The organism is Pseudomonas sp. 1121_17 (assembly GCF_052850745.1).
Window position 1 is genome coordinate 190,772 of the sequence record NZ_VXCX01000001.1, and the last position, 23,820, is coordinate 214,591.

Annotated in this window: 25 protein-coding genes and 1 tRNA gene; 14 read left to right on the forward strand and 12 right to left on the reverse strand. The window is 62.4% G+C overall.

Translation table 11 applies throughout. The annotated features are described in order from the left end of the window. Nucleotides 1-42: 42 nt before the first annotated feature. Nucleotides 43-828 carry a hypothetical protein gene (locus FW789_RS00860; protein WP_186700044.1) on the reverse strand — a complete coding sequence of 262 codons (786 nt, stop codon included), beginning with the start codon at nt 826-828 and terminating at the stop codon, nt 43-45. A 90-nt stretch (nt 829-918) separates the two neighbouring features. Then, on the reverse strand, nt 919-1,878 hold the full coding sequence (locus tag FW789_RS00865) for an alpha/beta hydrolase (RefSeq protein ID WP_446430772.1): 960 nt from the start codon (nt 1,876-1,878) through the stop codon (nt 919-921). 157 nt (nt 1,879-2,035) lie between these two features. Between FW789_RS00865 and aroC the strand changes: the two genes are divergently transcribed. The 3 genes from aroC to FW789_RS00880 all read left to right on the forward strand — a co-directional run bounded on the left by aroC (nt 2,036) and on the right by FW789_RS00880 (nt 4,881). Continuing rightward, nucleotides 2,036-3,127, forward strand: coding sequence for a chorismate synthase (aroC, locus tag FW789_RS00870; protein WP_103438171.1), 1,092 nt, complete (start codon nt 2,036-2,038; stop codon nt 3,125-3,127). 63 nt (nt 3,128-3,190) lie between these two features. Beyond that, complete coding sequence (locus FW789_RS00875) at nt 3,191-4,345, forward strand: MFS transporter (protein ID WP_101321594.1); 1,155 nt, start codon at nt 3,191-3,193, stop codon at nt 4,343-4,345. Beyond that, nucleotides 4,345-4,881: an oxidase gene (locus FW789_RS00880; RefSeq protein ID WP_186700050.1), complete on the forward strand. Its 537-nt coding sequence runs from the start codon at nt 4,345-4,347 to the stop codon at nt 4,879-4,881. The genes FW789_RS00875 and FW789_RS00880 overlap by 1 nt, the downstream gene beginning before the upstream one ends. A 103-nt stretch (nt 4,882-4,984) precedes the next feature. On the opposite strand, the gene FW789_RS00885 is transcribed toward FW789_RS00880, so the two are convergent. Beyond that, the gene (locus tag FW789_RS00885; RefSeq protein WP_103438169.1) at nt 4,985-5,257 is read right to left on the reverse strand and encodes a DUF3509 domain-containing protein; all 273 of its coding nucleotides are present in this window, start codon (nt 5,255-5,257) and stop codon (nt 4,985-4,987) included. 270 nt (nt 5,258-5,527) lie between these two features. On the opposite strand from FW789_RS00885, the gene FW789_RS00890 reads away from it, so the two are divergent. Together FW789_RS00890 and FW789_RS00895 are read left to right on the forward strand one after the other, a co-directional pair. Continuing rightward, nucleotides 5,528-6,049, forward strand: coding sequence for an ankyrin repeat domain-containing protein (locus FW789_RS00890; RefSeq protein WP_101321591.1), 522 nt, complete (start codon nt 5,528-5,530; stop codon nt 6,047-6,049). 59 nt (nt 6,050-6,108) lie between these two features. Next, nucleotides 6,109-6,639, forward strand: a complete 531-nt coding sequence (locus tag FW789_RS00895) for a hypothetical protein (RefSeq protein WP_446430773.1) — start codon at nt 6,109-6,111, stop codon at nt 6,637-6,639. Nucleotides 6,640-6,660: 21 nt separating this feature from the next. On the opposite strand, the gene FW789_RS00900 is transcribed toward FW789_RS00895, so the two are convergent. Further along, the gene (locus FW789_RS00900) at nt 6,661-7,611 is read right to left on the reverse strand and encodes a ZIP family metal transporter (RefSeq protein WP_186700054.1); all 951 of its coding nucleotides are present in this window, start codon (nt 7,609-7,611) and stop codon (nt 6,661-6,663) included. A 124-nt stretch (nt 7,612-7,735) separates the two neighbouring features. On the opposite strand from FW789_RS00900, the gene FW789_RS00905 reads away from it, so the two are divergent. From FW789_RS00905 to FW789_RS00920, 4 genes are all read left to right on the forward strand, one after another. Then, nucleotides 7,736-7,927 (forward strand): PLDc N-terminal domain-containing protein, encoded by a 192-nt coding sequence (locus FW789_RS00905; RefSeq protein ID WP_103438165.1) that lies wholly within the window; start codon nt 7,736-7,738, stop codon nt 7,925-7,927. A 190-nt stretch (nt 7,928-8,117) separates the two neighbouring features. Then, nucleotides 8,118-10,193, forward strand: coding sequence for an LTA synthase family protein (locus FW789_RS00910; RefSeq protein ID WP_186700056.1), 2,076 nt, complete (start codon nt 8,118-8,120; stop codon nt 10,191-10,193). A gap of 147 nt (nt 10,194-10,340) precedes the next feature. Beyond that, nucleotides 10,341-10,577: a hypothetical protein gene (locus tag FW789_RS00915; protein WP_186700058.1), complete on the forward strand. Its 237-nt coding sequence runs from the start codon at nt 10,341-10,343 to the stop codon at nt 10,575-10,577. Nucleotides 10,578-10,770: 193 nt separating this feature from the next. Further along, nucleotides 10,771-11,103 carry a ribonuclease E inhibitor RraB gene (locus FW789_RS00920; protein ID WP_101321585.1) on the forward strand — a complete coding sequence of 111 codons (333 nt, stop codon included), beginning with the start codon at nt 10,771-10,773 and terminating at the stop codon, nt 11,101-11,103. Nucleotides 11,104-11,151: 48 nt separating this feature from the next. Here FW789_RS00920 and FW789_RS00925 read toward each other — a convergent pair whose 3' ends face one another. Further along, nucleotides 11,152-11,952 (reverse strand): c-type cytochrome, encoded by an 801-nt coding sequence (locus FW789_RS00925; protein ID WP_340613085.1) that lies wholly within the window; start codon nt 11,950-11,952, stop codon nt 11,152-11,154. Between the two features lie 527 nt (nt 11,953-12,479). Between FW789_RS00925 and FW789_RS00930 the strand changes: the two genes are divergently transcribed. Further along, nucleotides 12,480-13,217 carry an amidotransferase gene (locus FW789_RS00930; protein WP_103438161.1) on the forward strand — a complete coding sequence of 246 codons (738 nt, stop codon included), beginning with the start codon at nt 12,480-12,482 and terminating at the stop codon, nt 13,215-13,217. A gap of 42 nt (nt 13,218-13,259) precedes the next feature. Here the strand turns inward: FW789_RS00930 and FW789_RS00935 are convergent, their stop codons facing one another. Both FW789_RS00935 and FW789_RS00940 read right to left on the reverse strand, forming a co-directional pair. Beyond that, nucleotides 13,260-14,231: a magnesium and cobalt transport protein CorA gene (locus FW789_RS00935; protein ID WP_103438160.1), complete on the reverse strand. Its 972-nt coding sequence runs from the start codon at nt 14,229-14,231 to the stop codon at nt 13,260-13,262. 75 nt (nt 14,232-14,306) lie between these two features. Beyond that, entirely contained in the window at nt 14,307-14,996 is a 690-nt protein-coding gene (locus FW789_RS00940) for a crotonase/enoyl-CoA hydratase family protein (RefSeq protein ID WP_186700062.1), read from the reverse strand. Nucleotides 14,997-15,284: 288 nt separating this feature from the next. Here FW789_RS00940 and FW789_RS00945 point away from each other — a divergent pair. Next, nucleotides 15,285-15,374: transfer RNA gene (locus FW789_RS00945), tRNA-Ser, on the forward strand. 183 nt (nt 15,375-15,557) lie between these two features. Here the strand turns inward: FW789_RS00945 and FW789_RS00950 are convergent. From FW789_RS00950 to FW789_RS00960, 3 genes are all read right to left on the reverse strand, one after another. Continuing rightward, a complete protein-coding gene (locus FW789_RS00950) occupies nt 15,558-17,690 on the reverse strand; it encodes a TonB-dependent siderophore receptor (RefSeq protein ID WP_446430774.1) in 2,133 nt (710 codons plus the stop codon). 193 nt (nt 17,691-17,883) lie between these two features. Then, the gene (locus FW789_RS00955; RefSeq protein WP_446430775.1) at nt 17,884-19,086 is read right to left on the reverse strand and encodes an MFS transporter; all 1,203 of its coding nucleotides are present in this window, start codon (nt 19,084-19,086) and stop codon (nt 17,884-17,886) included. 134 nt (nt 19,087-19,220) lie between these two features. Beyond that, entirely contained in the window at nt 19,221-19,970 is a 750-nt protein-coding gene (locus FW789_RS00960) for a 3-oxoacyl-ACP reductase family protein (protein WP_186700068.1), read from the reverse strand. Nucleotides 19,971-20,090: 120 nt separating this feature from the next. Here FW789_RS00960 and FW789_RS00965 point away from each other — a divergent pair, with 120 nt between their 5' ends. Continuing rightward, nucleotides 20,091-21,029, forward strand: coding sequence for a LysR family transcriptional regulator (locus FW789_RS00965; protein WP_446430776.1), 939 nt, complete (start codon nt 20,091-20,093; stop codon nt 21,027-21,029). On the opposite strand, the gene FW789_RS00970 is transcribed toward FW789_RS00965, so the two are convergent. Both FW789_RS00970 and FW789_RS00975 read right to left on the reverse strand, forming a co-directional pair. Then, nucleotides 21,026-21,511 carry a GreA/GreB family elongation factor gene (locus FW789_RS00970; RefSeq protein WP_431606915.1) on the reverse strand — a complete coding sequence of 162 codons (486 nt, stop codon included), beginning with the start codon at nt 21,509-21,511 and terminating at the stop codon, nt 21,026-21,028. The genes FW789_RS00965 and FW789_RS00970 overlap by 4 nt on opposite strands. After that, nucleotides 21,511-21,897, reverse strand: a complete 387-nt coding sequence (locus tag FW789_RS00975) for a hypothetical protein (protein WP_103438154.1) — start codon at nt 21,895-21,897, stop codon at nt 21,511-21,513. Before FW789_RS00975 ends, FW789_RS00970 begins: the two co-directional genes overlap by 1 nt. A 130-nt stretch (nt 21,898-22,027) precedes the next feature. On the opposite strand from FW789_RS00975, the gene earP reads away from it, so the two are divergent. Together earP and efp are read left to right on the forward strand one after the other, a co-directional pair. Further along, entirely contained in the window at nt 22,028-23,161 is a 1,134-nt protein-coding gene (gene earP, locus FW789_RS00980) for an elongation factor P maturation arginine rhamnosyltransferase EarP (protein WP_446430777.1), read from the forward strand. A gap of 48 nt (nt 23,162-23,209) precedes the next feature. Beyond that, nucleotides 23,210-23,779 carry an elongation factor P gene (gene efp, locus FW789_RS00985; protein WP_103438152.1) on the forward strand — a complete coding sequence of 190 codons (570 nt, stop codon included), beginning with the start codon at nt 23,210-23,212 and terminating at the stop codon, nt 23,777-23,779. Nucleotides 23,780-23,820 lie beyond the last annotated feature (41 nt).

A 23,820-nucleotide genomic window follows, 5' to 3' on the forward strand; every position in this document is an offset into this window, starting at 1 on the left:
CGGCCAGGCGCGGCTGTAAAACGGCCCCGCCTGGCTAGCCGATCAGCGTGTAGCGATCCAGATCAGCAGGCCTGCCTGGAACACCGCAAAGGCCACCAGGCAGGTGATGGTGAAGCGCAGCCCGCCGTCTTCGCGACGGTACTTGGCCACGCGTTCATCCCGCTCGCGGATCTGAGCTTCTTTCTCCAGCAAGGTCTGCTCGGCCTGTTGCAGCATGCCGGCCGATTCGAGGATGTCCACCCGCTGGACTTTGTCGGTGTTCCAGCCGCCCTTGAGCTGGCTGACGGCAAGCTCGGGTGTGCGCCCTTTGAGCAGCTGCCCTTCTACGTACTCGACTTCAACACCGACGCAGCGCAGCACATTGTCGCGGCGCAGGCGGGTGTCTTCGTTGAGGGCATCCTTGTTCGGCAACGCCACCGCCTCGATGCGGTAGTGCGACCAGTTGGCCTGCAGCCACTGCACCGCCTGGGCGAACAGAAACCGGCCCAGGCCGCGGTTGAGCGGCTCCATCTGCAGGCCGTTTTCTGCGCCAATGGAGACTCGTTGCAGCTCGTGATCGACGCGGATGTCGAGCTGATTCTGCTCTTTACGCACCTTTTGCCCCGGCAGGGTGATCTGCATGCGTAGCAGGCTGTGCTCTTTGCTGTGGCGCTCGGCATAACCAAACTGCACGAAGCGCAGCGGCCGCGGGCCGGTGTGGCGGTCGGTGGGCAATGGCGCCAGGCGCAGCAACTGGAAGTGCTCGGCGGCCAGATCCGCCCAGGGCAGCGGGGCGCTCTCCGGGGCTTGCGGCTCTGCGGTCGCTTCGGCGGCTGGGGCATCGGTCATTACGGTCGTCCTCGAATCGGGGTCGGCCAGTCAAACGCGGGCCAATGCCTGCTTATCGGCAGGCGCAGGCAAGACCTGAGGGCGATCTACTCAGGCTGGTGGCAATTGCCGGATAAAAGCGACGATCCGCTGGCCAAGTTCGCGCGCCAGTGGCAGCTCTGGATTCTGGTAGGTTTCCCGCTGGCCACTGATGTCCCGCGGGCTGATGCGCAGGGTGTGGTTCATGCCATCGATCAACACCAGTTGCGCATCGGGCTTGGCCGCCTTGAGCAGTTCGGCGTCGGCCACATCCACCTGCACGTCGTTGCGGCCCTGGATGATCAGCGCCGGCACCTTGAGTTGGGCGAACGCTGCGGCCGGGTCCTGGCGCAGCAGCGAGATCAAGTACGGCTGCACGGTCGGGCGGAACACCTGGCGCAGCGGCACCGGTACGTTGAGGCTAGTCTGCCCGGCCTGCAGGCTGTCGAGCAATGCGGTGCCCTGGGCCAGTTGCGCCGGCGGCAGGCGCTGGGCCAGCTGCTCACGGATGACCTCGGCCACCGGTCGACCGCTACCGGACAGGCTGATCACGGCGCTGGCGCCGGCTTGTTCAGCGGCCAGGGTGGCAATCAGCGCGCCCTCGCTATGGCCGAGCAGAATCAGCGGGCCGAAGCGCGGGTCGGCCTTGAGCTTGTGCGCCCAGGCCACGGTATCGGCCACATATGCCTCGACGCTGAGGTTGCGTTCGTCTGGAGTCGCCGGCTGGCTGGCGGCCACGCCACGCTTGTCGAAGCGCACGCTGGCGATGTGTTCGCCGGCCAGCAGCAAGGCCAGCCGCTTGAGGTTGTCGATGCGCCCGCCCGCCGGGTTGTTGCCATCGCGGTCGGTCGGCCCGGAGCCGGCAATGATCAGCACCACCGGCGGCGGGGTGTCCTGTTGTGGCAACAGCAGGCTGCCGTACAGCACACCGTTACCGGTATCGAGTTTGATCGGGCGTTGCAGAACGGTCGGGGCAGCGGCACTGGCGAGGGTGCTGCACAGCAGCAGAAGCAGGGCGGTGAGGCGCAGCATGGGCAGGGCTTCGTAGTGAGTTGAGGGTTTGACCCAGCGCTCTGACGAAGGTTCTGGCCGCTGCAGGCAACAAATCAGCCCGCAGACTCGTCGCAAGGCGGCTGCTTTCCGTATACTGCCCGCTGCACCCCATTCAGGCTGATTTCGCGGAGCGTCCATGTCCGGCAATACCTACGGCAAGCTGTTCACTGTTACCACCGCTGGCGAAAGCCATGGCCCGGCGTTGGTCGCCATTGTCGATGGGTGTCCGCCAGGTCTGGAAATCTCCCAGGCCGACCTGCAGCGCGACCTCGACCGGCGCAAGCCTGGCACCAGCCGTCACACCACCCAGCGCCAGGAGCCGGACGAAGTCGAAATCCTCTCCGGCGTGTTCGAAGGGCGCACCACCGGCTGCTCGATCGGCCTGCTGATCCGCAACACTGACCAGAAGTCCAAGGACTACTCAGCGATCAAGGACCTGTTCCGCCCGGCCCATGCCGACTACACCTATCACCACAAATACGGTGAGCGTGACTACCGTGGCGGCGGCCGCAGCTCGGCCCGCGAAACGGCCATGCGCGTAGCGGCAGGAGCAATCGCCAAGAAATACCTGGCCGGCCTTGGCATCACCGTGCGCGGCTACATGAGCCAGCTCGGCCCGATTGAAATCCCGTTCAAGACCTGGGACAGCGTCGAAGACAACGCTTTCTTCAGCCCCGACCCGGACAAAGTATCGGAGCTCGAGGCCTACATGGACCAGCTGCGCCGCGACCAGGACTCGGTCGGGGCCAAGATCACCGTGGTTGCCGAAGGCGTCATGCCTGGCCTGGGCGAGCCGATCTTCGATCGCCTCGATGCCGAACTTGCCCACGCGCTGATGAGCATCAACGCGGTCAAAGGCGTGGAAATCGGCGCCGGCTTTGCAAGCGTCGCCCAGCGCGGCACCGAGCACCGTGACGAGCTGACCCCGCAAGGCTTCCTCAGCAACAATGCCGGCGGCATTCTCGGCGGGATCTCCTCGGGCCAGCCGATCGTCGCCCACCTGGCCTTGAAGCCGACCTCGAGCATCACCACCCCAGGCCAGTCGATCGACATCCATGGCAATCCGGTTGAAGTCATCACCAAAGGCCGCCATGACCCTTGTGTCGGCATCCGCGCCACGCCGATCGCCGAGGCGATGATGGCCCTGGTGCTGATGGACCATCTGCTGCGCCACCGCGCGCAAAACGCCGATGTGCAGGTAACGACGCCGATCCTGCGCCAGCTGTAAATTTCGCTCGCCACGGGCGGCCTGCGTGCGGGCCGCCAACGGCAGTACATGACGACCCCGCCCATGCCGCCCATCCCGTACTGGCGCCTGTCCAGTTTCTACCTCTGTTACTTCGCATTGCTCGGCTCTACTGCGCCGTTTCTGGCGCTGTATTTCGATCATCTGGGATTTTCTCCGGCGCGGATCGGCGAGTTGGTCGCGATCCCCATGCTGATGCGCTGCGTGGCGCCCAACTTGTGGGGTTGGCTGGGTGATCGCAGCGGTCAAAGATTGCTGATCGTGCGTCTCGGCGCGCTGGCGACCCTGGCCAGTTTCTCGTTGATCTTCTTCGGCAAGAGCTACGCCTGGCTGGCGCTGGTGATGGCCCTGCATGCGTTCTTCTGGCACGCGGTACTGCCGCAGTTCGAGGTGATTACGCTGGCTCACCTGCATGGCCAGACCTCGCGCTACAGCCAGGTGCGGCTGTGGGGCTCGATCGGCTTCATCCTGGCGGTGGTGGGCCTGGGCCAGTTGTTTGAATGGTTGAGCCTGGATATCTACCCGCTGGCGCTGGTGGCGATCATGGCCGGGATTTTCGGCGCCAGTCTGTGGGTGCCTAACGCCCAGCCGGTGGAGAACGCCGAACGCAGCAGGGCAGGGGGCTTCGGCCGCCAGCTGCTGGCGCCGGGAGTGATTGCCTTTTACCTGTGCGTGGCGTTGATGCAGCTCAGCCACGGCCCGTACTACACCTTCCTCACCCTGCACCTGGAGCATCTGGGCTACAGCCGCGGCAGCATCGGTTTGCTGTGGGCACTCGGGGTTGTTGCGGAAGTGTTGATGTTCATGGCCATGAGCCGGCTGTTCGCGCGCTTCTCGGTGCGCCAGGTGCTGCTGGTCAGCTTTGTTCTGGCCGGCTTGCGCTGGCTGCTGTTAGGTAGTCTGGCCGACCATGCTGGCGTGCTGATCGTTTCGCAGTTGCTCCACGCGGCCACCTTCGGCTGCTTCCATGCCGCCTCGATCGCCTTCGTCCAGGCCAGCTTCGGCGCCCGCCAGCAAGGCCAGGGCCAGGCGCTGTATGCGGCGCTGTCCGGCACTGGCGGCGCGCTTGGCGCCTTGTACGCGGGCTACAGCTGGAATCTGCTGGGCCCCAACTTCACCTTTGGTATGGCCAGCGTCGCAGCCTTCGCCGCAGCCGGTATCATTGCCACTCGAATGACCGATAGCAGGAACAGCCCCTGATGAGCATCCTCAGTGTTTTCCACCCCTCCAGCCCCGGCCAGCCGAACAAGGTTCTGACCCACCACGACGACATCGCCGCCACCTTGGCCGAGCACGGCGTGCATTTTGCCCGGCAACCTGCAGATGTACGTATCCGTCCAGGTACGCCGGATGATCAGGTGCTCGATGCCTGGCGTGAGCCGCTCGATCAGTTGCTGACCGCCAACGGTTTCAGCGCGGTCAGCCTGCTCAATCAGGAAGGTGCCGTCGAGTCGCAGATAGACCTGCGCGACGAGCATGTGCACAGCAGCGACGAGCTGTTCGCCGTTATCAGCGGACGTGCTCAAGTGGCTCTGCGTCTAGGCGAATTTGTTTTTACGGTGGTATGCGAGAAGGGCGATGTGTTGTACGTGCCGGCACAGACGCGACGCTGGATTGATCTGGGTGACTCGCCGTTTTGCCTGGCGGCGCGATTGTTCCGCGATCAGCAAGGCGTGCAAGCACAATTCACCGGGGATCTGGCAGCAAGGGAATTTTTGGGGATGGACGAACTCTGAAGGATAGTGCTGGCGAGGATTGCGGCCTCGCCAGCGCTGCAAGGCTGCTCCTGTAATGCCTGAACAGGCTGTGCAGGATCAGCTTCGCGCAGGTGCTTTTTGCTTAGCGATAAGTCGGCAGTGCAAAGCGCTGCTGGCTTTGCAGCATGTTGATCACCGGCAGTTCGCTGGCCTGTTCAGCCAAGTCGCGGCGGATAGCGCTGATCGCCCACGACAGCTGCTCGGCACTGTGCATTTGACCGTAGGTCAGTACACGGCGGGTAACCTTGCCATCGGCAGCACGCAGGGTCAGCAGGATACCGCCGTCAGGGCGTGGCTGAGTGTTGACCGAGTAGGCGGAAAAGACCGAGGCGAATTTTTGCTGAATAAGGTCCATATCAACTCCTGGCTGAATGTGTGTGCAGACGTTGAGTTGATGGTTGCAGTGACCGTGCCAGCTTTTACCATGTAAAAAATCCCTTTAAAATCAGCAGCTTGAACCTATTGTTGATTTTGCGCCTCGTGCAGTGTGCAAGGTCATGCAATTTTCACAGTGCATTTTGCAAGGTCACAGCCGCAGCCTCTTGCCCCTATAGAATCTGAACCTTTGACCCACTGGCAGTGCCTGACCAACACTTGGGCCATCCATTTTGCCAGGAGGTTACAGATGTCCGACCAACAGCCCGCTACCATGAATGACGATGAAGCAGCCGCATTTGCCGACGAGGTGTTCGACCGCGCCCGCCGTGGCGACGCCGACATGTTAGGGCGCCTGCTCGACAGCGGCTTGCCGGTCAACCTGCGTAATCACAAGGGCGATACCCTGCTGATGCTTGCCAGCTACCACGGCCATCATCAGGCCGTGCGCGTGCTGCTCGAGCACGGCGCCGATCCGCTGATTGCCAACGACAACGGCCAGTTGCCGATTGCTGGCGCGGCGTTCAAGGGTGACCTGCCGATGATCGAGTTGCTGATCGAGCATGGAGTGCCGGTGGATGCCGCCGCTGCTGATGGGCGTACGGCGTTGATGCTGGCGGCAATGTTCAACCGCAGCGAAATTCTTGAGTTCCTGCTGGCCAAGGGCGCAGACCCGGTACGCCAGGATGTGCGCGGTGCCAACGCCCTGGCAGCAGCGCAGACCATGGGTGCGGCCGACACCGCAGCACGCTTGCAGGCGCTCGCCGGCTAACCCTCAGGGGGCGTTTGCGGCTATCCTTGGTGACATTTTTCACCTTGCAGAGCCCCCACATGAAAGACCAACTGCGCGAATTCATCAGCCTCATCGGTGCCGGCTGCATGCCCGATGACGAGATCGAGCGCATTGCCGACGAGGCCGCTCAGGCCTACGCCGACCCCGCCGCATTCCTCGCTGCCAACCCAGACATCAACTACGACGACAGCTACCCGATGCCGCTGGGCGAGTGGATCGTGCTCGGCAGTTTGCCGGAGACGGTGGTGTTCATCGGTGACAGCTATCAGGAGCTGTTCCAGGCGATCAGTGAGTCGTTCGACAGCAGCGTCGCCCTCAACCTCAAGCCCAAACAATTGGCCAAGACCGAGGCCCTGACTGCGCTCAACCGCATTCAGGTGCAGATGGCTGCCTTGAACAAGGAATCCGGTGGTTATGTACTGCTCAACTTCAGCCAGTTACTGGACGAGGAGCTGCAGATGGTCATGGTTGGCCAGCATGACCTGGCGCGGGTGCTGGAGCTGGGTCAGCAATTGAATATCAGGGTCGAGCCGGCCCTGGAAGCCTTGAAGGTTGCCGTCCACGTCTGAGCCGGGGACCGCGCGCTGGGGTTAACCCAGCGCGGTATCGAGAAACATCATCACCGCAAAACCGCCCATCAAGCCCAGCGTTGCCGAAGTCTGGTGGCCATTGCGGTGGGTTTCGGGGATCACTTCGTGGGACACCACAAAGATCATCGCGCCAGCCGCCAAGCCCATGCTGATCGGGTAGGCCAGGGCAAAGCCGGTAGAGATGCCCAGGCCGATCACCGCGCCTAGCGGTTCCATCAAGCCCGAGCCCACGGCAACCATCGCCGCTTTGAAGTTCGACAGCCCGGTCGCGCGCAGGGCCAGGGCGACTGCCAGGCCTTCGGGGATATCCTGAATGGCAATGGCGCTGGTCAGCGGCAGGCCGACAGCCATGTCGCCATTGGTGAAGCTGACGCCGATGGCCATGCCCTCGGGCAGGTTGTGCAGGGTGATTGCCAGCACAAACAGCCACACCCGATTTATCCGCTCGGCCTCCGGCCCTTGCCGGCCGACGGTTTCGTGCTCATGCGGGGTGAAGCGGTCCAGGCCGAGCATCAGCAACACGCCCAGGCCCATGCCGACCACCACGGTCAACGCTGCTGCTGCGCCGTTGCCGGTAATCTCCCGGGCTGCTTCCAGCCCCGGCAGAATCAACGAGAACGAACTGGCCGCGAGCATCATGCCGGCGGCAAAGCCGAGCATCACATCCTGGCTACGCGAGCTGACATCGCGCAGCACCACCGCCAATACCGCACCCAGTGCCGTCGCGCCAAAGCCGGCGAGGCCACCGAGCACGGCCAGGTGCAGGTTCTCCGAGTGATCGCCATTGACCGCATTCCACATGCTGGCGCCGAGCAAGCCGAGGATGGCCAGCAAGGCCAGCCCCAGGCCGGCGCTCAGCCACGGCGACGCCTGCGCATGCTGGCGCAGGCTACTGAACAGGCGGGAAACGGTCGGGCTGTCGACGGCGCTGTCGGTGTGAGCGGGGGGCATGCGAACCTCTGGGCAATGGATGAAGCAGTCTAAGCAGTGACCGCGCCTGCTCGCCAAGGATTCCCTTCTATCGACGTGATAGGCGACTATGCTCACCGGACATGACTTTATGGGGAGTATCTGCATGGGATCGACATTCAACAGCCTGATCGGCCTGATCATTCTTGCCCTGGATATCTGGGCGATCATCAACGTGGTCAAAAGCGGCGGGTCCACTGGCAGTAAACTGCTCTGGATCCTGCTGATTCTGGTACTGCCGGTAGTGGGTCTGATCATCTGGGCCATCGCTGGGCCGCGCGGTAACGTGCGCGTCTGACCTGATCGACCAGGAGCAGCCCCGTGCCAGCGCGGGGCTGACTGCGCAGTCGCCGCTTCGTGACACAATTTTCACACTGGATTAACCAGAATCCGCGCCGCACAATGCCGCGTTTGCCCTATCGCCACGACCGCTGGCAGGGCTTATGGGCGCTGTCGCCTTCCCGCAAACTCCTAGGATCTCCCCATTCATGGCTAACACGGATGCCTTGAAACAACGGGCCGTGCCGGTTCGTTCCGCGCCGACCCTGCAATCGCACCTGGCCTACACCTTGCTCTGCGGCCTGGTCATCATGCTGATGCTCAGCCTGGTACGCCTTGGCCTGCTGGTCTACAACAGCGACATGATCGGCGATACGCCGTATTCCACGGTTGCCGAGGGCTTCCTCAATGGCCTGCGCTTCGACCTGCGGGTGGTGGTGTACCTGAGCATCCCGCTGCTGCTGGCGGTCCTCAGCCCGGCCGCGATGGCAGCGCGTGGTGTATTCCGCGTGTGGCTGACGATTGCCTCGAGCGTGGTCATGTTCCTTGGCCTGATGGAGCTGGACTTCTATCGCGAGTTCCACCAGCGCCTCAACGGCCTGGTGTTCCAGTACGTCAAGGAAGACCCGAAAACCGTCCTGAGCATGCTCTGGTACGGTTTCCCGGTGGTGCGCTATCTGCTCGCCTGGGTGATCGGCACCTGGCTGCTGAGCCTGTTGTTCAAAGGCATCGATCGGCTGACCCGGCCTGCCAGCGGCGCGCTGCACGGCAACCCGCGCCCGCCTGTGGCCTGGTATTACCGCCTGGCTGTATTCATGGTGATCCTGCTGATTGCCGTGATTGCCGCCCGTGGCACCCTGCGCCAAGGCCCGCCAATGCGCTGGGGCGACGCGTTCACCACCGACTCCAACTTCATCAACCAGCTGGGCCTCAATGGCACGCTGACCCTGATCGACGCTGCCAAGAGCCGCTTCGGTGAGGATCGCGCCAATGTCTGGAAGCCAGTGCTCGATCAGCAAGTGGCGCAGCAAACTGTGCGTGACCTGCTGCTGACACCGCACGACACCCTGGTCGATGCCGACGAAGCTGCGATCCGCCGTGATTTCGTACCGCCAGCCGAGCGCACCCTGCCGATCAAGAACGTCGTGGTGATCCTGATGGAGAGCTTCGCCGGTCATTCGGTGGGCGCGCTGGGCAGCCCCAACAACATCACGCCGTACTTCGACAAGCTGGCCAAGGAGGGTCTGCTGTTCGACCGCTTCTTCTCCAACGGCACCCATACCCATCAGGGCATGTTTGCCACCATGGCTTGTTTCCCTAACCTGCCTGGCTTCGAATACCTGATGCAGACCCCTGAGGGTGGCCACAAACTGTCCGGACTGCCGGCGCTGCTCAGTGCCCGCGACTACGACGATGTGTACGTCTACAACGGCGACTTTGCCTGGGACAACCAGTCCGGTTTCTTCGGCAACCAGGGCATGACCACCTTTATCGGTCGTAACGACTTCGTCAATCCGGTGTTCTCCGACCCGACTTGGGGGGTATCCGACCAGGACATGTTCGACCGTGGCGCCGAGGAGCTGGCAAAAAACTACGGCAAGAAACCCTTCTACGCCTTGCTGCAGACGCTTTCCAACCACACCCCGTACGCGCTGCCAAAAGACCTGCCGGTAGAGCCTGTGACCGGCCAGGGCCGTCTCGACGAGCACCTGACCGCCATGCGTTACTCCGACTGGGCGCTGGGCCAGTTCTTCGAGAAGGCGCGTAAAGAGCCGTACTTCAAGGAGACCCTGTTCGTCATCGTTGGCGACCACGGCTTTGGTAACCACCAGCAGGTCACCGAGCTCGATCTAGGCCGCTTCAACGTGCCGCTTCTGCTGATCGGCCCGGGCATCCAGGACAAATTCGGTGCGGTCGACCACACCGTCGGTACCCAGGTCGACATCGTTCCGACCATCATGGGCCGCCTGGGTGGTCAGACCCGTCATCAATGCTGGGGCCGTGACCTGCTCAACCTGCCGGAAGGCGATCAGGGTGTGGGCATGATCAAACCGTCGGGCAGCGAGCAGATCGTTGGCCTGGTGAAGGGCGACCGCATTTTGATCGAGTCCAAGGACATGACCCCGCGCATGTACCGCTACCAGCTGGGCAGCGAGTTCAAGGCCGAACTGATCGAAAGCCCGGATCAGCCCGAACTGCTGAAAAACCTCGAAGCCTACATCCAGACCGCTACCAAGAGCCTGCTCGACAACACCGCAGGCGTGGTCCACGGCACACCCAAATAGGGCGCGCTGGGGCACCGTGAAGGGCTCGCCGGGTAACCGGCGGGCCCTTTTTCATGTGCGCTTGGCGAGCGCGCTGAACAACTTCTGCAGCCAGTGGTCAAGCTAGAACGGATGTCAGTCAATTCCGTATCCACCGAGGGTTATTCGATGAAAGAGTGGGAAGTCATCTTTGCCGACCAGAAAGGTGAACCGACGACGCTGCTGCTCACCGGCGATCAGCGTCCCAGTGATGAAGAGGCGGCACGCGCAATACGCACCAAGCTTTTTCCGCTTTTGAATGAACTGGATTTGAATGACTTCCAGGACCGTAGCGACGCACCGACGGCACGCTGGCTCAAGGAGCAGAACGGCGTAACCATCAGCGACATCCGCGAAATGCCTTGAGCAGCCCCTCTGGCGTAGTGCTGCGATAAGCACTACGCTAGTCTCACGCATCGGCCTCTTCTGCGGGCCGACGCGGTTTTCTTCGCGTCTTGCATCAGCTCGATCAGCTCGGCTTGTTTGCGGCCTTTACCGGCGCCGGCAAGTGCGTAGTGCACGGAAAGTCTATCCATTGCATTATTCAGGAGGACGATTCATGAGCAGCCAGAACGACGACATCAGCAGCAATGTCCTGCGCCAGATGAAAGCTGGCGGTTTTGACTTCACCCAGATCCACCCCATCGAGTTCTATGCGGTATTTCCAGATGAAAGCGGCGCCCGCCAGGCGGCCGGGCGGTTTCGTGGCGAGTCGTTGAATGCTCAGGTACGAGAACGTGATGATGGCGGCTGGAACCTTGAGTTGAGCAAGATCATGTATGCAACCTACCGCGGCATCGGTGCTTTCGAAGAGGCCTTCGAGGGGGTGGTTTCGCCCCTCGGTGGCGAAGTCGAAGGCTGGGGCGTCAAGCACGAGCGGCAAACCGCTTAAGTGCCATCGCCATTCGCGAGTGCGCTCGCGAATGGCTCTACCTGCGGCTCAACCTTTGCGCTTGCTCATGTGCGCCAGATACGCCAGCAGCGCGTCCAGTTCCTTTTCACTCAATACACTTTCGGCAAAGCCAGGCATTTTTGCCTGCGACCACTGGCGCAAGCTTTGTGGGTCGCGGATGTATTTGCGCAAAAACGCCGGCTGGAAGTACTCGGTAGGATTGTAGGGGCGATTCAGGTCCGGGCCGAACTGTGCATCACCGGCGCCATTGAGGCGGTGGCAAGCCATGCAGTTCTGTTGGTACAGGGCAAAGCCTTGGCGGACCGGGTCGTCACTGGCAAGGCTAGCCTCGGGCAACAGTGCCGGGAAGCGTTGCTCGACCGCTGCCAGGCGGCGAATGGTGGCGATCTGGAAGGGCCATTGCTCTGGGCGGATGGCACTGGCCTTAGGGTTGGTCCAGACCAGATAGAACGGCCCGGCGGTCGCTTTGTCTTTGCCCAGTGCGGGCCATGGCTTGGCGCTGTCCTCTACCGCCAGCCACGCCTGCGCGGGGCCATTGGCCAACAGCGGCGCAGCGGGCATCTCGGCAGCAAAGCCATCCAGCGCAATGGCCTGCAGGTGTTCGCCTGGCTGCACGCCCTCAAGCAACACAGCCAAGGGCACTGCGCGGTAGTGCATGGGCCGCTTGTAGGCGACGTCTGCCGGGACGTCGATATCACGTGCCTGCGGATGGGCAAGCAGCTCGGCAGTTTGCCAATGGCGTGTGCGCTCACCCAGCTCAAGGTTCAGCTGCGCCGCAGCCACGGGCAGGCTGAGTAGCAGCGCCAGCAGGGCGAAGGTGATGCGCATAGGTAATCTCCAACCGGTGAGATCGGCAGATTACCTATGCAATGTCTGAAATAGCCACACAAGCTGTCAGCCAAACAGCCGAGAAAGGTTCGGCAAGATCAGCAGCAAGGTGGTAGCGAACAATATGAGTCCGGCTTGGCGTACTTTTGATTGTCTGAACATGGCGGACCGCCTTCTTGTTGTTATTCCTGAATAGCCGTTGGCTTCCCTTTGCCGGGTCGGGTCGATCACAGCGGCGTGGCTACACGCCGGTTCTGCTGGCTTCCTGCTTTTGGGTATACATCCAACAGTAGGGTGTAGGTTATGCATGTTTGAGAACCCTTTGTTATAAGTGCAGGCCTTGACATACAAGTTTCATTTAAGGCCACTTGCCACCAGCCCGATAAGTCTGAGCTAGACCGCTGCGCGATGGGGGTTACCAAGGGTGACACCCCTTACCGTTCGTCAGTACAGCCTACTTGCTTGTACGTGTCTTTCGCGGCAGTCTCTACAGCCAAACCCTCCTTGTGTCGTTCAGGACTATCGCTATGTCGTTACGCATCTGCATCCTTGAAACCGACGTCCTGCGGCCAGAGCTGACGGCGCAGTACCAGGGTTACGGCAGGATGTTCGAGCAGCTGTTCTTGCGTCAGTCGGTCAACCAGGCCGAGTTTCGTGTGTACAACGTGATGAACGGCGACTATCCCCCCGAGGGCGAGCGCTTCGATGCGTATCTGGTGACCGGCAGCAAGGCCGACTCATTCGGCGATGATCCGTGGATCCAGACCCTCAAGGCGTACCTGCTCAAGCTGTACGAGCGTGGCGACAAGTTGCTGGGCGTGTGCTTTGGCCACCAACTGCTGGCGCTGGTGCTCGGCGGCAAGGCCGAACGTGCCGACCGTGGCTGGGGCGTGGGCGTGCACCGCTACACCCTGGCTGCGCATGCGCCATGGATGGACCCGCAGGTAACCGAGTTGACCCTGCTGATCAGCCACCAGGATCAGGTCACTCAGCTGCCCAAAGGCGCCACGGTGATTGCTTCAAGCGATTTCTGCCCGAACGCTGCCTACCATGTGGGCGATCAGGTGCTGTGCTTCCAGGGCCACCCTGAGTTTGTCCATGATTATTCGCGCGCACTGCTCGATGCCCGCCAGGAGCACTTGGGTGACGAGGTTTACCAGCGCGCCATTGCCAGCCTCAAGCTGGAGCACCAAGGCGATCTGGTTGGCGAGTGGATGCTGCGCTTTGTTGCGCACGCACCGAGCGCCAAGGAAAGCGCCGCCTGAGGCAGTTGTCAGGAGCCGCCAGCGCGGCTCCTGCTTATCCCGCTACAACCACCCCGAGCGCTTGAAACTGGCGAACAGCCCTGTGCAGCCGAGGCCGATCACGCTCAGCACGGCAAAGTAACCGTAGTGCCAGCTCAGCTCGGGCATATTCTGGAAATTCATCCCGTAGATCCCGGCAATCGCCGTCGGAAACGCCAGGATCGCTGCCCACGCGGCGAACTTGCGCTGGGTAATGCTCTGGCGTGACGACTCCAGCAGCATGCCGATCTCGATGGTCTGGCTGGCGATATCGCGAATGCTCACCAGGTCTTCCATCTGTCGGGTGACGTGGATTTGCACGTCGCGAAAATACGGGCGCATGTTTTTGTCGATGAAGGGGAAGTTCAGCCGCTGCAGCTCTTCGCTGATTTCCACCATCGGCGCCACGTAGCGGCGCAGGCGCAGGATGTCGCGGCGCAGGCTGTGCAGGCGGCGGATGTCGTCTTCCATCAGCGAACTGCTGAGCACGCTTTGTTCCAGCTCTTCGATCTCGCCGTGGATCGCTTCGCTGACCGGCTGGTAGTTCTCGGTGACGAAATCGAGCAGGGCATACAGCACGAAGTCTTCACCGTGATCGAGCAGCAACGGCCGGGCTTCGCAGCGCTGGCGCACCAGTGCGTAGGATTTGGAGTGGCCGTTACGGCAGGTGATGATGTAGCCATTACCGGCAAAGATGTGCGTTTCGATGAACTCCAGCTTGCCGTTCTGCCGCACCGGCGAGTAGGTGACGATGAACAGCGCATCGCCGAAGGTTTCCAGCTTGGGCCGGCTGTGTTTCTCCAGCGCGTCCTCAATGGCCAGTTCATGCAGGTTGAACTGGCACTGCAGGCTGGCCAGCTCTTCGGCGCTGGGCGCTTCCAAGCCGATCCAGACGAAGTGGCCGGGCTTTTTCGCCCACTCGCTGCCCTCGTCGATGCTGATATTGGTGACCTTTCTTCCGGCGCTGTAAACCGCCGCTGCGACGACTCGACCCATGGCTGTCCGCTTGTTCGGTTGACTATGCCGGACAGCTTGGTCGGTCTGCGCTGCGCAGGCAACCTCGGCGCGGGCTCAGAGGGCAAAGTCCTGGTCGAGGATGATCGCTTCGTCGAGCGCATCGAGCAGGTCCTTGCGCACTTTCAGCTTGGTTTTCTTGTGCGCATTCATGTTCAGTTTTTTCAGCGCATGGGCTGCGCTGGTGGCGGCTTCAAGCAATTGCTCGGCGGGCACTACCGCATCGAGGAAGCCAGCTTCGCGGGCCGCCTGCGGGTCGAACATCTCGGCGTTGATTACCGAGCGGTGGAAGGCCGAGCGGCGCAGGCGGTCGCGAGCCAGTTCGATGCCGGCGTGGTGCATGGTCATGCCGATGGCGACTTCGTTGAGGCCGATCTTGTACGGGCCTTCGACGCCGATGCGGTAGTCGGCCGACAACAGCAGGAACGCCCCCTTGGCCACGGCATGGCCGGGGCAGGCGACGATCACCGGGAATGGGTGCGCGAGCAGGCGGCGGGCCAGGGTCGAGCCTGCGGTAACCAGCGAGACCGCCTGCTGTGGGCCCGAGGTCATTACCTTGAGGTCGTAGCCGCCGGAGAGAATACCGGGCTGCCCGGTGATGATCACCACAGCGCGTTCCACTACCGCACGATCAAGGGCGGCGTTGAATTCGGTGATCAGGTCTGGCGAGATGGCGTTGACCTTACCGTTGTTCAGGGTCAAGGTGGCGATGCCGTCTTCGGCGTGGTAAGTGATCAGCTCGCTCATGGCAGAGTCCTTTAAGTGGCGTGGCGATGACGTTACCCAGCGCAGCTGCGCAGGTAAAGCAGCAAGGCTGACCGGCCAGTCAGCTGCGGCCATCGCGGCCACGGGTTGCGGGCGTGGCCGCCGTTGACTGGGAAAAGCACCGGGTACAATGGCAGCTTTGCCATCGGCCCCTGCAGCGATCCTCGGGTTTGCTTAAGCGCATGAAAATTCTGAAAAAAGCGCTTGCCAATAACCGACTCTTCGACTAAATTAGCGCGCCTCGACAGGCTGAATAGCTTGAAGAGAAACGGTGAAGTGTCCGAGTGGTCGAAGGAGCACGCCTGGAAAGTGTGTATACGAGAAATCGTATCAAGGGTTCAAATCCCTTCTTCACCGCCACATTCTACAAGAAGCCCTCGAACTGAAAAGTTCGGGGGCTTTTTGTTTCTGCATCGCACGATTTCGCCAGCTTGCTGTAGAGCGGCCTTGTGTCGCGAAAGGGCTGCGCAGCAGCCCCGGGGAGGCCGGCGGCGAAACTGAGATTTCGTGGCCGCTGAGCGCTGCATCTCAGCTGTGTCGTGGTTAAAAACTCACCGAAGCCGACAACCGAGCCGTACGCGGGGCGCCCTGGAACAGGTAGTTGTCGCCCAGATAATCACCGGTGTCGCGCCAGTAGCGTTTGTCGAACAGGTTGTCGACGGTCAGGCGCAGTACCGTGTCATAGCCGCCGATGGCGGTGCGGTAGCGGCTGCCGAGATCGAACACGGTGTAACCGCCGACTTCGACGTTACCGGCCTGGCTGGCGTACTTGCTGGCGCTGTAACGGGCGCCGCCGAGCAGGGCCAGGCCTGGCACCGGCAGGGTGTATTCGGCGTGCAGCGCGGTGCGCAACTTCGGCACGTTGATCGCCTGGTGGCCTTCGTAAGCGTCGGTGCCGCTGTCTTCGACTCGCGCGCGGATCGCGGCGACGCTAGCCTGAAGTTGCAACTTCGAGGTGGCCCAACCGCTGGCGCCGAGCTCCAGGCCGGTGTTTTTTTGCTGGCCTTGCTGGACGTAGGTAAAACCACCGTCCTCGGGGCGAGCGTACTGATACGCCTGGCGGATCTGGAACAGCGCAGCGCTGAAGCTCATGCCTTGCCAGTCATGCTTGATGCCCAGTTCCAGTTGCCTTGAGAGTGTTGGGGCGAGGATTTCGCCGAGATTGCTGGTGAACCACGGTGCCGTGCCCCCGGCCGACAGGCCTTTGGAGTAGCTGGCGTAGACGGTGGTGTCAGGCTGCGGCTTGTAGATCAGCGCAGCATTTGGCAGCAACTGGTATTGCTGAGTATGGCGGTTGAGTTCGCCGGTCTCGAGCCAAGTCTTCTCATCCAGGCGCACTTCACGAGCCCCTATCACGGTTTGCCACTGCTCGTTGAAAGTGATGCGGTCACTGAAAAATAGCCCGTATTGGCGGCTGTCCAGGCGGCGTTGGCTGGCGCCAACCGGCAAATCTGATGGGTTGACTGCTGGCGCGCCTGTTTCGATGTTGCCGTCGCCGACATCAATGTTGTAGTACGGGCGCTGGTCCACGGTGCGACGTTGAGCGCTGGTGCCGACGGTCAACTCATGACCTAACCCCAACGCATCGAAGCGGCCATTGAGCGTTGCCTGCGCCTCATCGGTACGACGGGTGTCATCCGGGCTGCGGTAGTCGTAGATGTCGTAGTCGCCGTCTGGGCTGAACTGCGACTGCATGCCATTTTCACTGCCCCAGGCAAACGCACTGTAATCGTCAATCACCACCTTGCTGCGCGAAGCACTCAGCGTGCCGCTCCAGTCGTCATTGAACCGGTACTCGAAGCGCCCGCCAAGGTTCAGCGAATCGTTCTGCACGGGCTTGGCCCATTGCTGATAAGCAAGCCGATCACTCGGATCGACCCCATGCGGCACTGCGCTGCCACCAAGCAGTTGATAACCCGGCACTGAGCGCTGCTCGCGGTGCTGATACTCGGCGTCCAGCTGCAAGGTGGCGTTGCTGCTGATCTGCCAATCAAACGCCAACGAGGCAAAATCACGCTTGCCGTCGGCGTGGTCGACATACGAGCGAATGTCCTCATGGGCGAGGTTGGCGCGCAGGCCGAACTGGCGCTCGCTGCCGAACCAGCCGCCAACGTCAGTGGCCAGATAGCGCTCGCCGTGTTCGTTGGTCGAGACGCTGACGCTACGCACATCGGCGGCGCGTTTGCTCACGTAATTGATCAGGCCGCCCGGCTCGGAGACGCCACTCTGCAAACCCGACAAGCCCTTGAGCAGTTCCACCTGCTGCTTGTTCTCCAGCGCGACGTTCTGCTCGCCCGCGATGGTCTGGCCATTGATCTTGTAGCTGCTGGCAGCATTGAGCTCGAAGCCGCGCACGTTGAAGTTTTCGTAGTAGCCAATCGGCGCGTAGCTTTCGCCCACCGAGGCATCGCTTTGCAGCACTTCGCTGAGCTTGCGCACCTGGCGGTCTTCTAGCAGTTGCTGGCTGAATACGCTGATCGAGGCCGGGGTGTCGAGCAGCGCCGCTGGCTGCCAGCCGCCGACCTGCGCCTGGCGCACCTGATAACCGTCGCTGGCGGAAACATCGGTCACCTGCAACGGCGCCAGCGTCACGCCGTCAGCGAGGGCCTGGCCACTGTGCAGAGCAAGGCCAAGGCTGAGCAGGCTCAGGGGCAGGCGAGGGCGAAGCGAAGTCATGCAGGGCTCCTGGAAAAACGCGCGCGCGGCACCGCTGCGCCGAGGGCAGGCGGGGCGTGGCAGCGGCAGCGGCAGCCTGCTGGTGTTGCGCCAGGCAGGCGAAAAAGGGGCGCCATGGTAGCAGGCAGAGCAGCGCCGGGCGCCCCTATTTCAGAGGCGCCCGTTCAGAGAAACGATTGAGCTGGCAGACAATTCAGCTCGCGGCAGCCGACGGGCGCGGCGGCTGCAGCTTGCGCCTGCGCTCGGCCAGAACCCACACCAGCAAGGCCAGCATGCCGATCACGATCCCGGCGGCGACGATGGCTTTCCAGCCGCTGTACTCGAACAACTGCGTACCGAGCAGTGAGCCCAGCGCGCCGCCGATGAAGTAGCAGGTGATGTAGCCGGCATTGAGCCGGGTGCGGGCCTCGGGACGCAGGCTGATCACGGCGTTCTGGTTGCTGACATGTACCAGTTGTACCGCCAGATCAAGCAGCAACACACCGATCAGCAGGGCCATCAGCGACTGTTCGGCAAAACCCAGTGGCAGCCACGACAGCACCAGCGCACTCAGGCCCACGGTAGTGCCGAGGGCACCCTTGCCGCGGTCGGCCAGGCGCCCGGCCCAGTTCGCTGCCAAGGCACCGGCAGCCCCGGCCAGGCCAAACAAGCCGATGGCCGCCTCGCCATAGTGGTAGGGCTCGCGCACCAGCAAAAATGCCAGTGGGGTCCAGAACAACGCAAACAGGCTGAACGCCAACAGCCCCAGCAACGAGCGCAGGCGCAGCACCGGCTCTTCGGCGAACAGGCGGAACACCGAGCCAATCAGCGCCGGGTATTTCAGGCCAGCGTGGCTCTTGTGCTGCGGCAGGCTGCGGTACAACGCGATGGCGCTGATCGCCATCAACACTGCCGCCAGCACATAGATGCTGCGCCAGCCGCCCAGCTCGGCCATGAAGCCCGCAGCGGTGCGCGCCAGCAGGATCCCCAGCAGCAGCCCGCTCATCAAGGTGCCGACCGCGCGCCCGCGTTGTTCGGGGGCGGTCAGGCTGGCGGCCATCGGCACCAGAACCTGCGCCACCACCGAAAACAGCCCGGTCAGCGTGGTGCCGACCAGCAACCAGGCCAGGTTCGGGGCGCAGGCACTGATGACCAGGCCGACCGTGGCGATGGCAATCATGCTCACGATCAGCCGCCGTTGCTCGAACATGTCGCCCAGCGGCGCCAGCAGCAGCAGGCCGGCGCCGTAGCTGAGCTGCGCAGCGATGACGATGGTGCCGGCGCTGGTCGTGCTCAGGCCAAACTGCTCGGCGATGCTGTGCAGCAAAGGTTGCGCGTAATAGTTGCTGGCAACGGCCAGGCCGGTGGCGGTCGCCATCAGCAGGATGAGGGCGCGACTCAAGGTCGGGGAGGGCATGGCAGGTCCTTTGCTGGCAGTAAAAAAAGTACATCGAGTATTGGGGCTGCGTTGGCCCCATCCCAATTCAATTGCTGCATGGTAGCGATTACCAGGCGGCCCCGTCGCGCTGTCTGGCGCAACGGGGCAGGTAATCAGGCCGAGAAGCCGCCGTCCACGGTCAGGCTGGCGCCGGTGATGTAGCCCGCTTCGGGGCCGGCGAGGTAGGCGACAAAGCTGGCGATTTCTTCGGCGTGGCCATAGCGGCCGACGGCCATCAATGGAATCAGGCTGTCGGCAAAGTCGCCATCGGCCGGGTTCATGTCGGTATCCACTGGCCCTGGCTGCACGTTGTTGACGGTCACGCCCTGCGGGCCGAGGTCGCGTGCCAGGCCTTTGGTCAGGCCAACCAGCGCTGACTTGCTCATGGCATACGGGGCGCCGCCGGCAAACGGCATGCGCTCGGCGTTGGTGCTGCCGATATTGATGATTCGGCCGCCCTGGCCCAGGTGCGGCGCTGCAGCCTGACTGGCGACGAACACGCTGCGCACGTTGACCGCGAGCATGCGGTCGAACTCGGCCAGATCGAACTCGGCGACGGGTGCAACGGCGAGCACGCCGGCGTTGTTGACCAGAATGTCCAGCCGGCCGAAAGCCTCTAGGGTGTTCTGTACCGCTTGCTGGACGGCGCTGGCATCGGCGCTGTCTGCGCGCAGCGCCAAGGCTTTACCGCCGGCGGCGCTGATCTCATCCGCCAGGGCCTGGGCAGGCCCGGCGGAGCTGACGTAGGTGAACGCGACGTGTGCGCCTTGCAGCGCCAGGCGGCGCACGATGGCAGCGCCGATGCCGCGCGAACCGCCTTGGACCAAAGCGACTTTGCCGGTGAGGGTGAGGGGACTGGACATGGGCGAACTCCTGCTGGTGGGCAAGGCGAAAGGCCTTGGCATGGGCGCAGTATCCGCTGCCGATTAGCTACTGATAAGATGCTAATCACGATCAGCAGAGTAAACCCTAGGTTGCTAATCATGGCCCTCGAGTCATTCAGTACGTTGGAATGCTTTATTCGTAGTGCCGAGGTTGGCAGCTTCGCCGAAGCGGCTCGGCGGCTGCGCCTGACTCCAGCCGCAGTGGGCAAGAACGTTGCCCAGCTGGAGTCGCGCTTGGGTGTGCGGCTGTTTCAGCGCAGCACTCGCAAGTTGACCCTGACCGAAGCCGGTCAGCGCTTTCTAAGCGAGGTCAAGGACAGCTTCGGCACTATCCAGTCGGCCATGGCCAACCTTGCCAGCGCCCAGGGGCAGCCGGCGGGGCTGTTGCGGGTGAGCATGGGCACGGTGTTCGGGCGCCTTTACGTGCTGCCGCTGCTGGGTGAGTTTTTGCAGCGCTTCCCGGCGATCACGCCGGACTGGCATTTTGACAACCGCCAGGTCGACCTGATCGGCCAGGGCTTCGATGCGGCCATCGGCGGCGGCTTCGAGCTGCCGCCGGGGGTGGTGGCGCGGCGGCTGACTCCAGCGCATCGGGTGCTGGTCGCGGCGCCTGGGTTTATTCAAGGGCGCGCCACGATCAACCAGCCGGAAGATATGCTCGAGTTGCCCGGTATTCTCATCCGCTCGCCGCAGACCGGCCGCGTGCGCGCCTGGCCATTGACCAGTCGCTGGCGTGAGCAACGACCGCTGCCGTTGCGTCAGGCCATGACCATGAGCGACTCCGATGCTGCCTGCGCGGTGGCCCAGCAAGGCCTGGGGATTGCCTTGGTCAGCCTGCCGTTTGCCGTGCCGTATCTGCGCGCAGGCCTGCTGCAACGGGTGCTGCCGGACTGGTACGTGGATGATGGCAACATCAGTATCTATTACGCGGGGCACAAGCTGCTGCCGGGCAAGACCCGTGCGTTCATCGACTTTGTCGTCGAGCAGTTTGCCGAGCAGGGCCTGGCCAGTGCCTTTGATGCGCTGGAGGTGCTTTAGGCGACAGCAACCACGGCGGACACTTGGGCCACGCCAGCCACCACCAGGCTCACTTCATCGTCCAGCCGCTTGCCGATCAACACTTGTCCCAGTGGTGAGCGCGGGGTGATCACGGTCACCTGCTGCGGCCCGTGGGCAATCTTCAGGCCGGCGCCCTCCGGGCCAATGAACACACGACGCTGGCCGCCTTGTTCGTCTTCGAGGGTGACCAGGCTGCTGATCTGAATGCCGCGTGTCGGGTCATAGTCACGCAGCACCAACTGTTGGTAGGTCAGCAGCGCCTGGCGAATCTCGGCAGCGCGGCGGGCCTGGCCGGTTGCCAGGTAAGAAGCCTCGAGGCCGAGGGTGTCGTACTTGTTCTCGGCCTTGTTCTCTTCGGCAGTAGCGGCTTCATAGGCGATCTGCGCGGCTCGCCGCAGTGCCTCGACGTCGGTTTCGAGTGCGGCGACGATGGCGCTAAGTACCTCGTTCTTGTTCAACATCAGTAACAGAACTCGAGCACGTTGGCCTGGCTCTTGTCGGTCGGCGCGGTGCGGTTTTGCTGCAGCCAGAACTGGCACTTGGGCTTGTTCAGATTGCGCGGGTTGCCCTCGGCAGCAGCGGCGGCTTGCTCGGCTTCCTGGTTGTGCAGGATGTCCTTGTAGCGCTCGAACATCTGCGCCTGGGCATCGCCGGCTGCGGCCGGTGCCGGCGCTACGATTGCCGGTGCCAGCACCTGAGCGACCGGCTGCACCTGTTCGGGCCACAACCGCGCCGCCAGCCACAGGCTTACGGCAATGGCGATGGCGCCAAGCCACAGGCCGAAGGCAATACACAGCACCAGTTGCACGGGCTTGAGGGTAATCTTCAGTTCACGGCGGCGGTACATGGCGGCCTCCTGGCAGGGCGGGGTAGCGAGCATTGTCGCATGGCCGCCGACAAATATTCAGCGCGGTGCTTTTGTCGGCAGGCGTTTATCCGCAAAATCGCGGGTTTTACCGCGCAGCATGGGAGCGGCGATGAAAGCCAGCTGGGATATCTTTTGCACCGTTGTGGATAACTACGGTGATATCGGCGTGACCTGGCGCCTGGCCCGGCAACTGGTGGCTGAACATGGCTTGGCCGTGCGGCTTTGGGTCGACGACCTGAACGCCTTCGTGCCGCTGTGCCCAGCCGCTGACGCCAACGCCGAGCAGCAGTGGCACGAGGGTGTAGACGTACGCCATTGGCCGGCAGCGTGGTCGGCTACTTCACCGGCTGAGGTAGTGATCGGTGCTTTTGCCTGTCAGTTGCCGCCGGCCTATATCGAAGCGATGAGCGCGCAAGCGACGCCGCCGTTGTGGCTGAACCTTGAGTACCTGAGCGCCGAAGACTGGGTCGAGGGTTGCCACGGTTTGCCGTCGCCCCAGCCCAACGGCCTGCGCAAGGTGTTTTTCTTCCCGGGTTTCACCGCCAGGACCGGCGGCCTGCTGCGCGAGGCCAGTGTGCTGGCAAGCCGCGACAGCCTGCAGTCAGCGCCAAAGCAACGGGCAGAGTTTTTGGCAGGGCTGGGCGTGCAGATCGCACCCGGCAGTCGGCTGCTGTCGCTGTTCGCTTATGAGAACCGCCAGTTGGGCAGTTGGCTGCAGGCGCTGGCGGCAGGGACGCAAGCGACTCACTTGCTGGTGCCACAAGGGCGAATTCTGGCGGACCTGGCGGCCTGGCTCGAGGTTGCCACGCTGGCGCCGGGTGCGCTGCATCAGCGCGGCGCGCTGACTGTGCAGGTGGTGCCATTCGTCAGTCAGGGTGATTACGACAAGCTGCTGTGGGCCTGCGACTTCAATGCCGTGCGCGGTGAAGATTCGTTCGTGCGTGCGCAGTGGGCCGGTGTGCCGATGCTGTGGCATATCTACGTCCAGGACGAGAATGCCCACTGGGAAAAGCTCGAAGCGTTCCTGGCGCTCTATCGCCAGGGTCTGTCAGACCCGGCCAGCGTGGCGCTGACCGCATTGTGGCGGGCATGGAACATCGACGGCGACATGGGCCAGGCCTGGCAAGCGCTGCAGCCACACTGGGACGAACTGCAAACCCATGCCCGCGAATGGGTTGTCGCGCAAGCCGCTCAGCCGGACCTTGCCACAGCGCTAGTACACTTTTGCCGAAATTCGCTATGATACGCGGCCTCGATTTTTATAAATCCATCCAGATTCGGATATTTCGCAATGAAAACTGGTAAAGAAATCAAACCCGGTACCGTTCTGCGCATCGATAACGATCCGTGGCTGGTTCAGAAAGCTGAGTTCACCAAGTCGGGCCGTAACAGCGCGATCATGAAGACCAAGCTGAAAAACCTGCTGACCGGCTACAAGACTGAAACCGTATACGGTGCAGACGACAAGCTGGACGACGTGATCCTTGATCGCAAAGAAGCAACCCTGTCGTTCATCAATGGTGATACTTACACCTTCATGGACACCACCGACTACACCATGTACGAGCTGAACGCCGAAGATATCGAGGCCGTTCTGCCGTACATCGAAGAAGGCATGACTGACATCTGCGAAGCGGTATTCTTCGAAGAGCGTCTGGTATCGGTTGAACTGCCTACCACCATCAGCCGTAAGGTTGTCTACACCGAGAACTCGGCACGTGGCGACACTTCGGGCAAGGTCATGAAGCCTGCCAAGCTGTCCAACGGTACTGAAGTTCAGGTTGCTGACTTCATCGAAATCGACGAAATGATCGATATCGACACCCGTGACGGTAGCTTCAAAGGCCGTTCGAAGAAGTAATCACTTCTGCCGAACGCAAAAAAACCCGGCGCTGGCCGGGT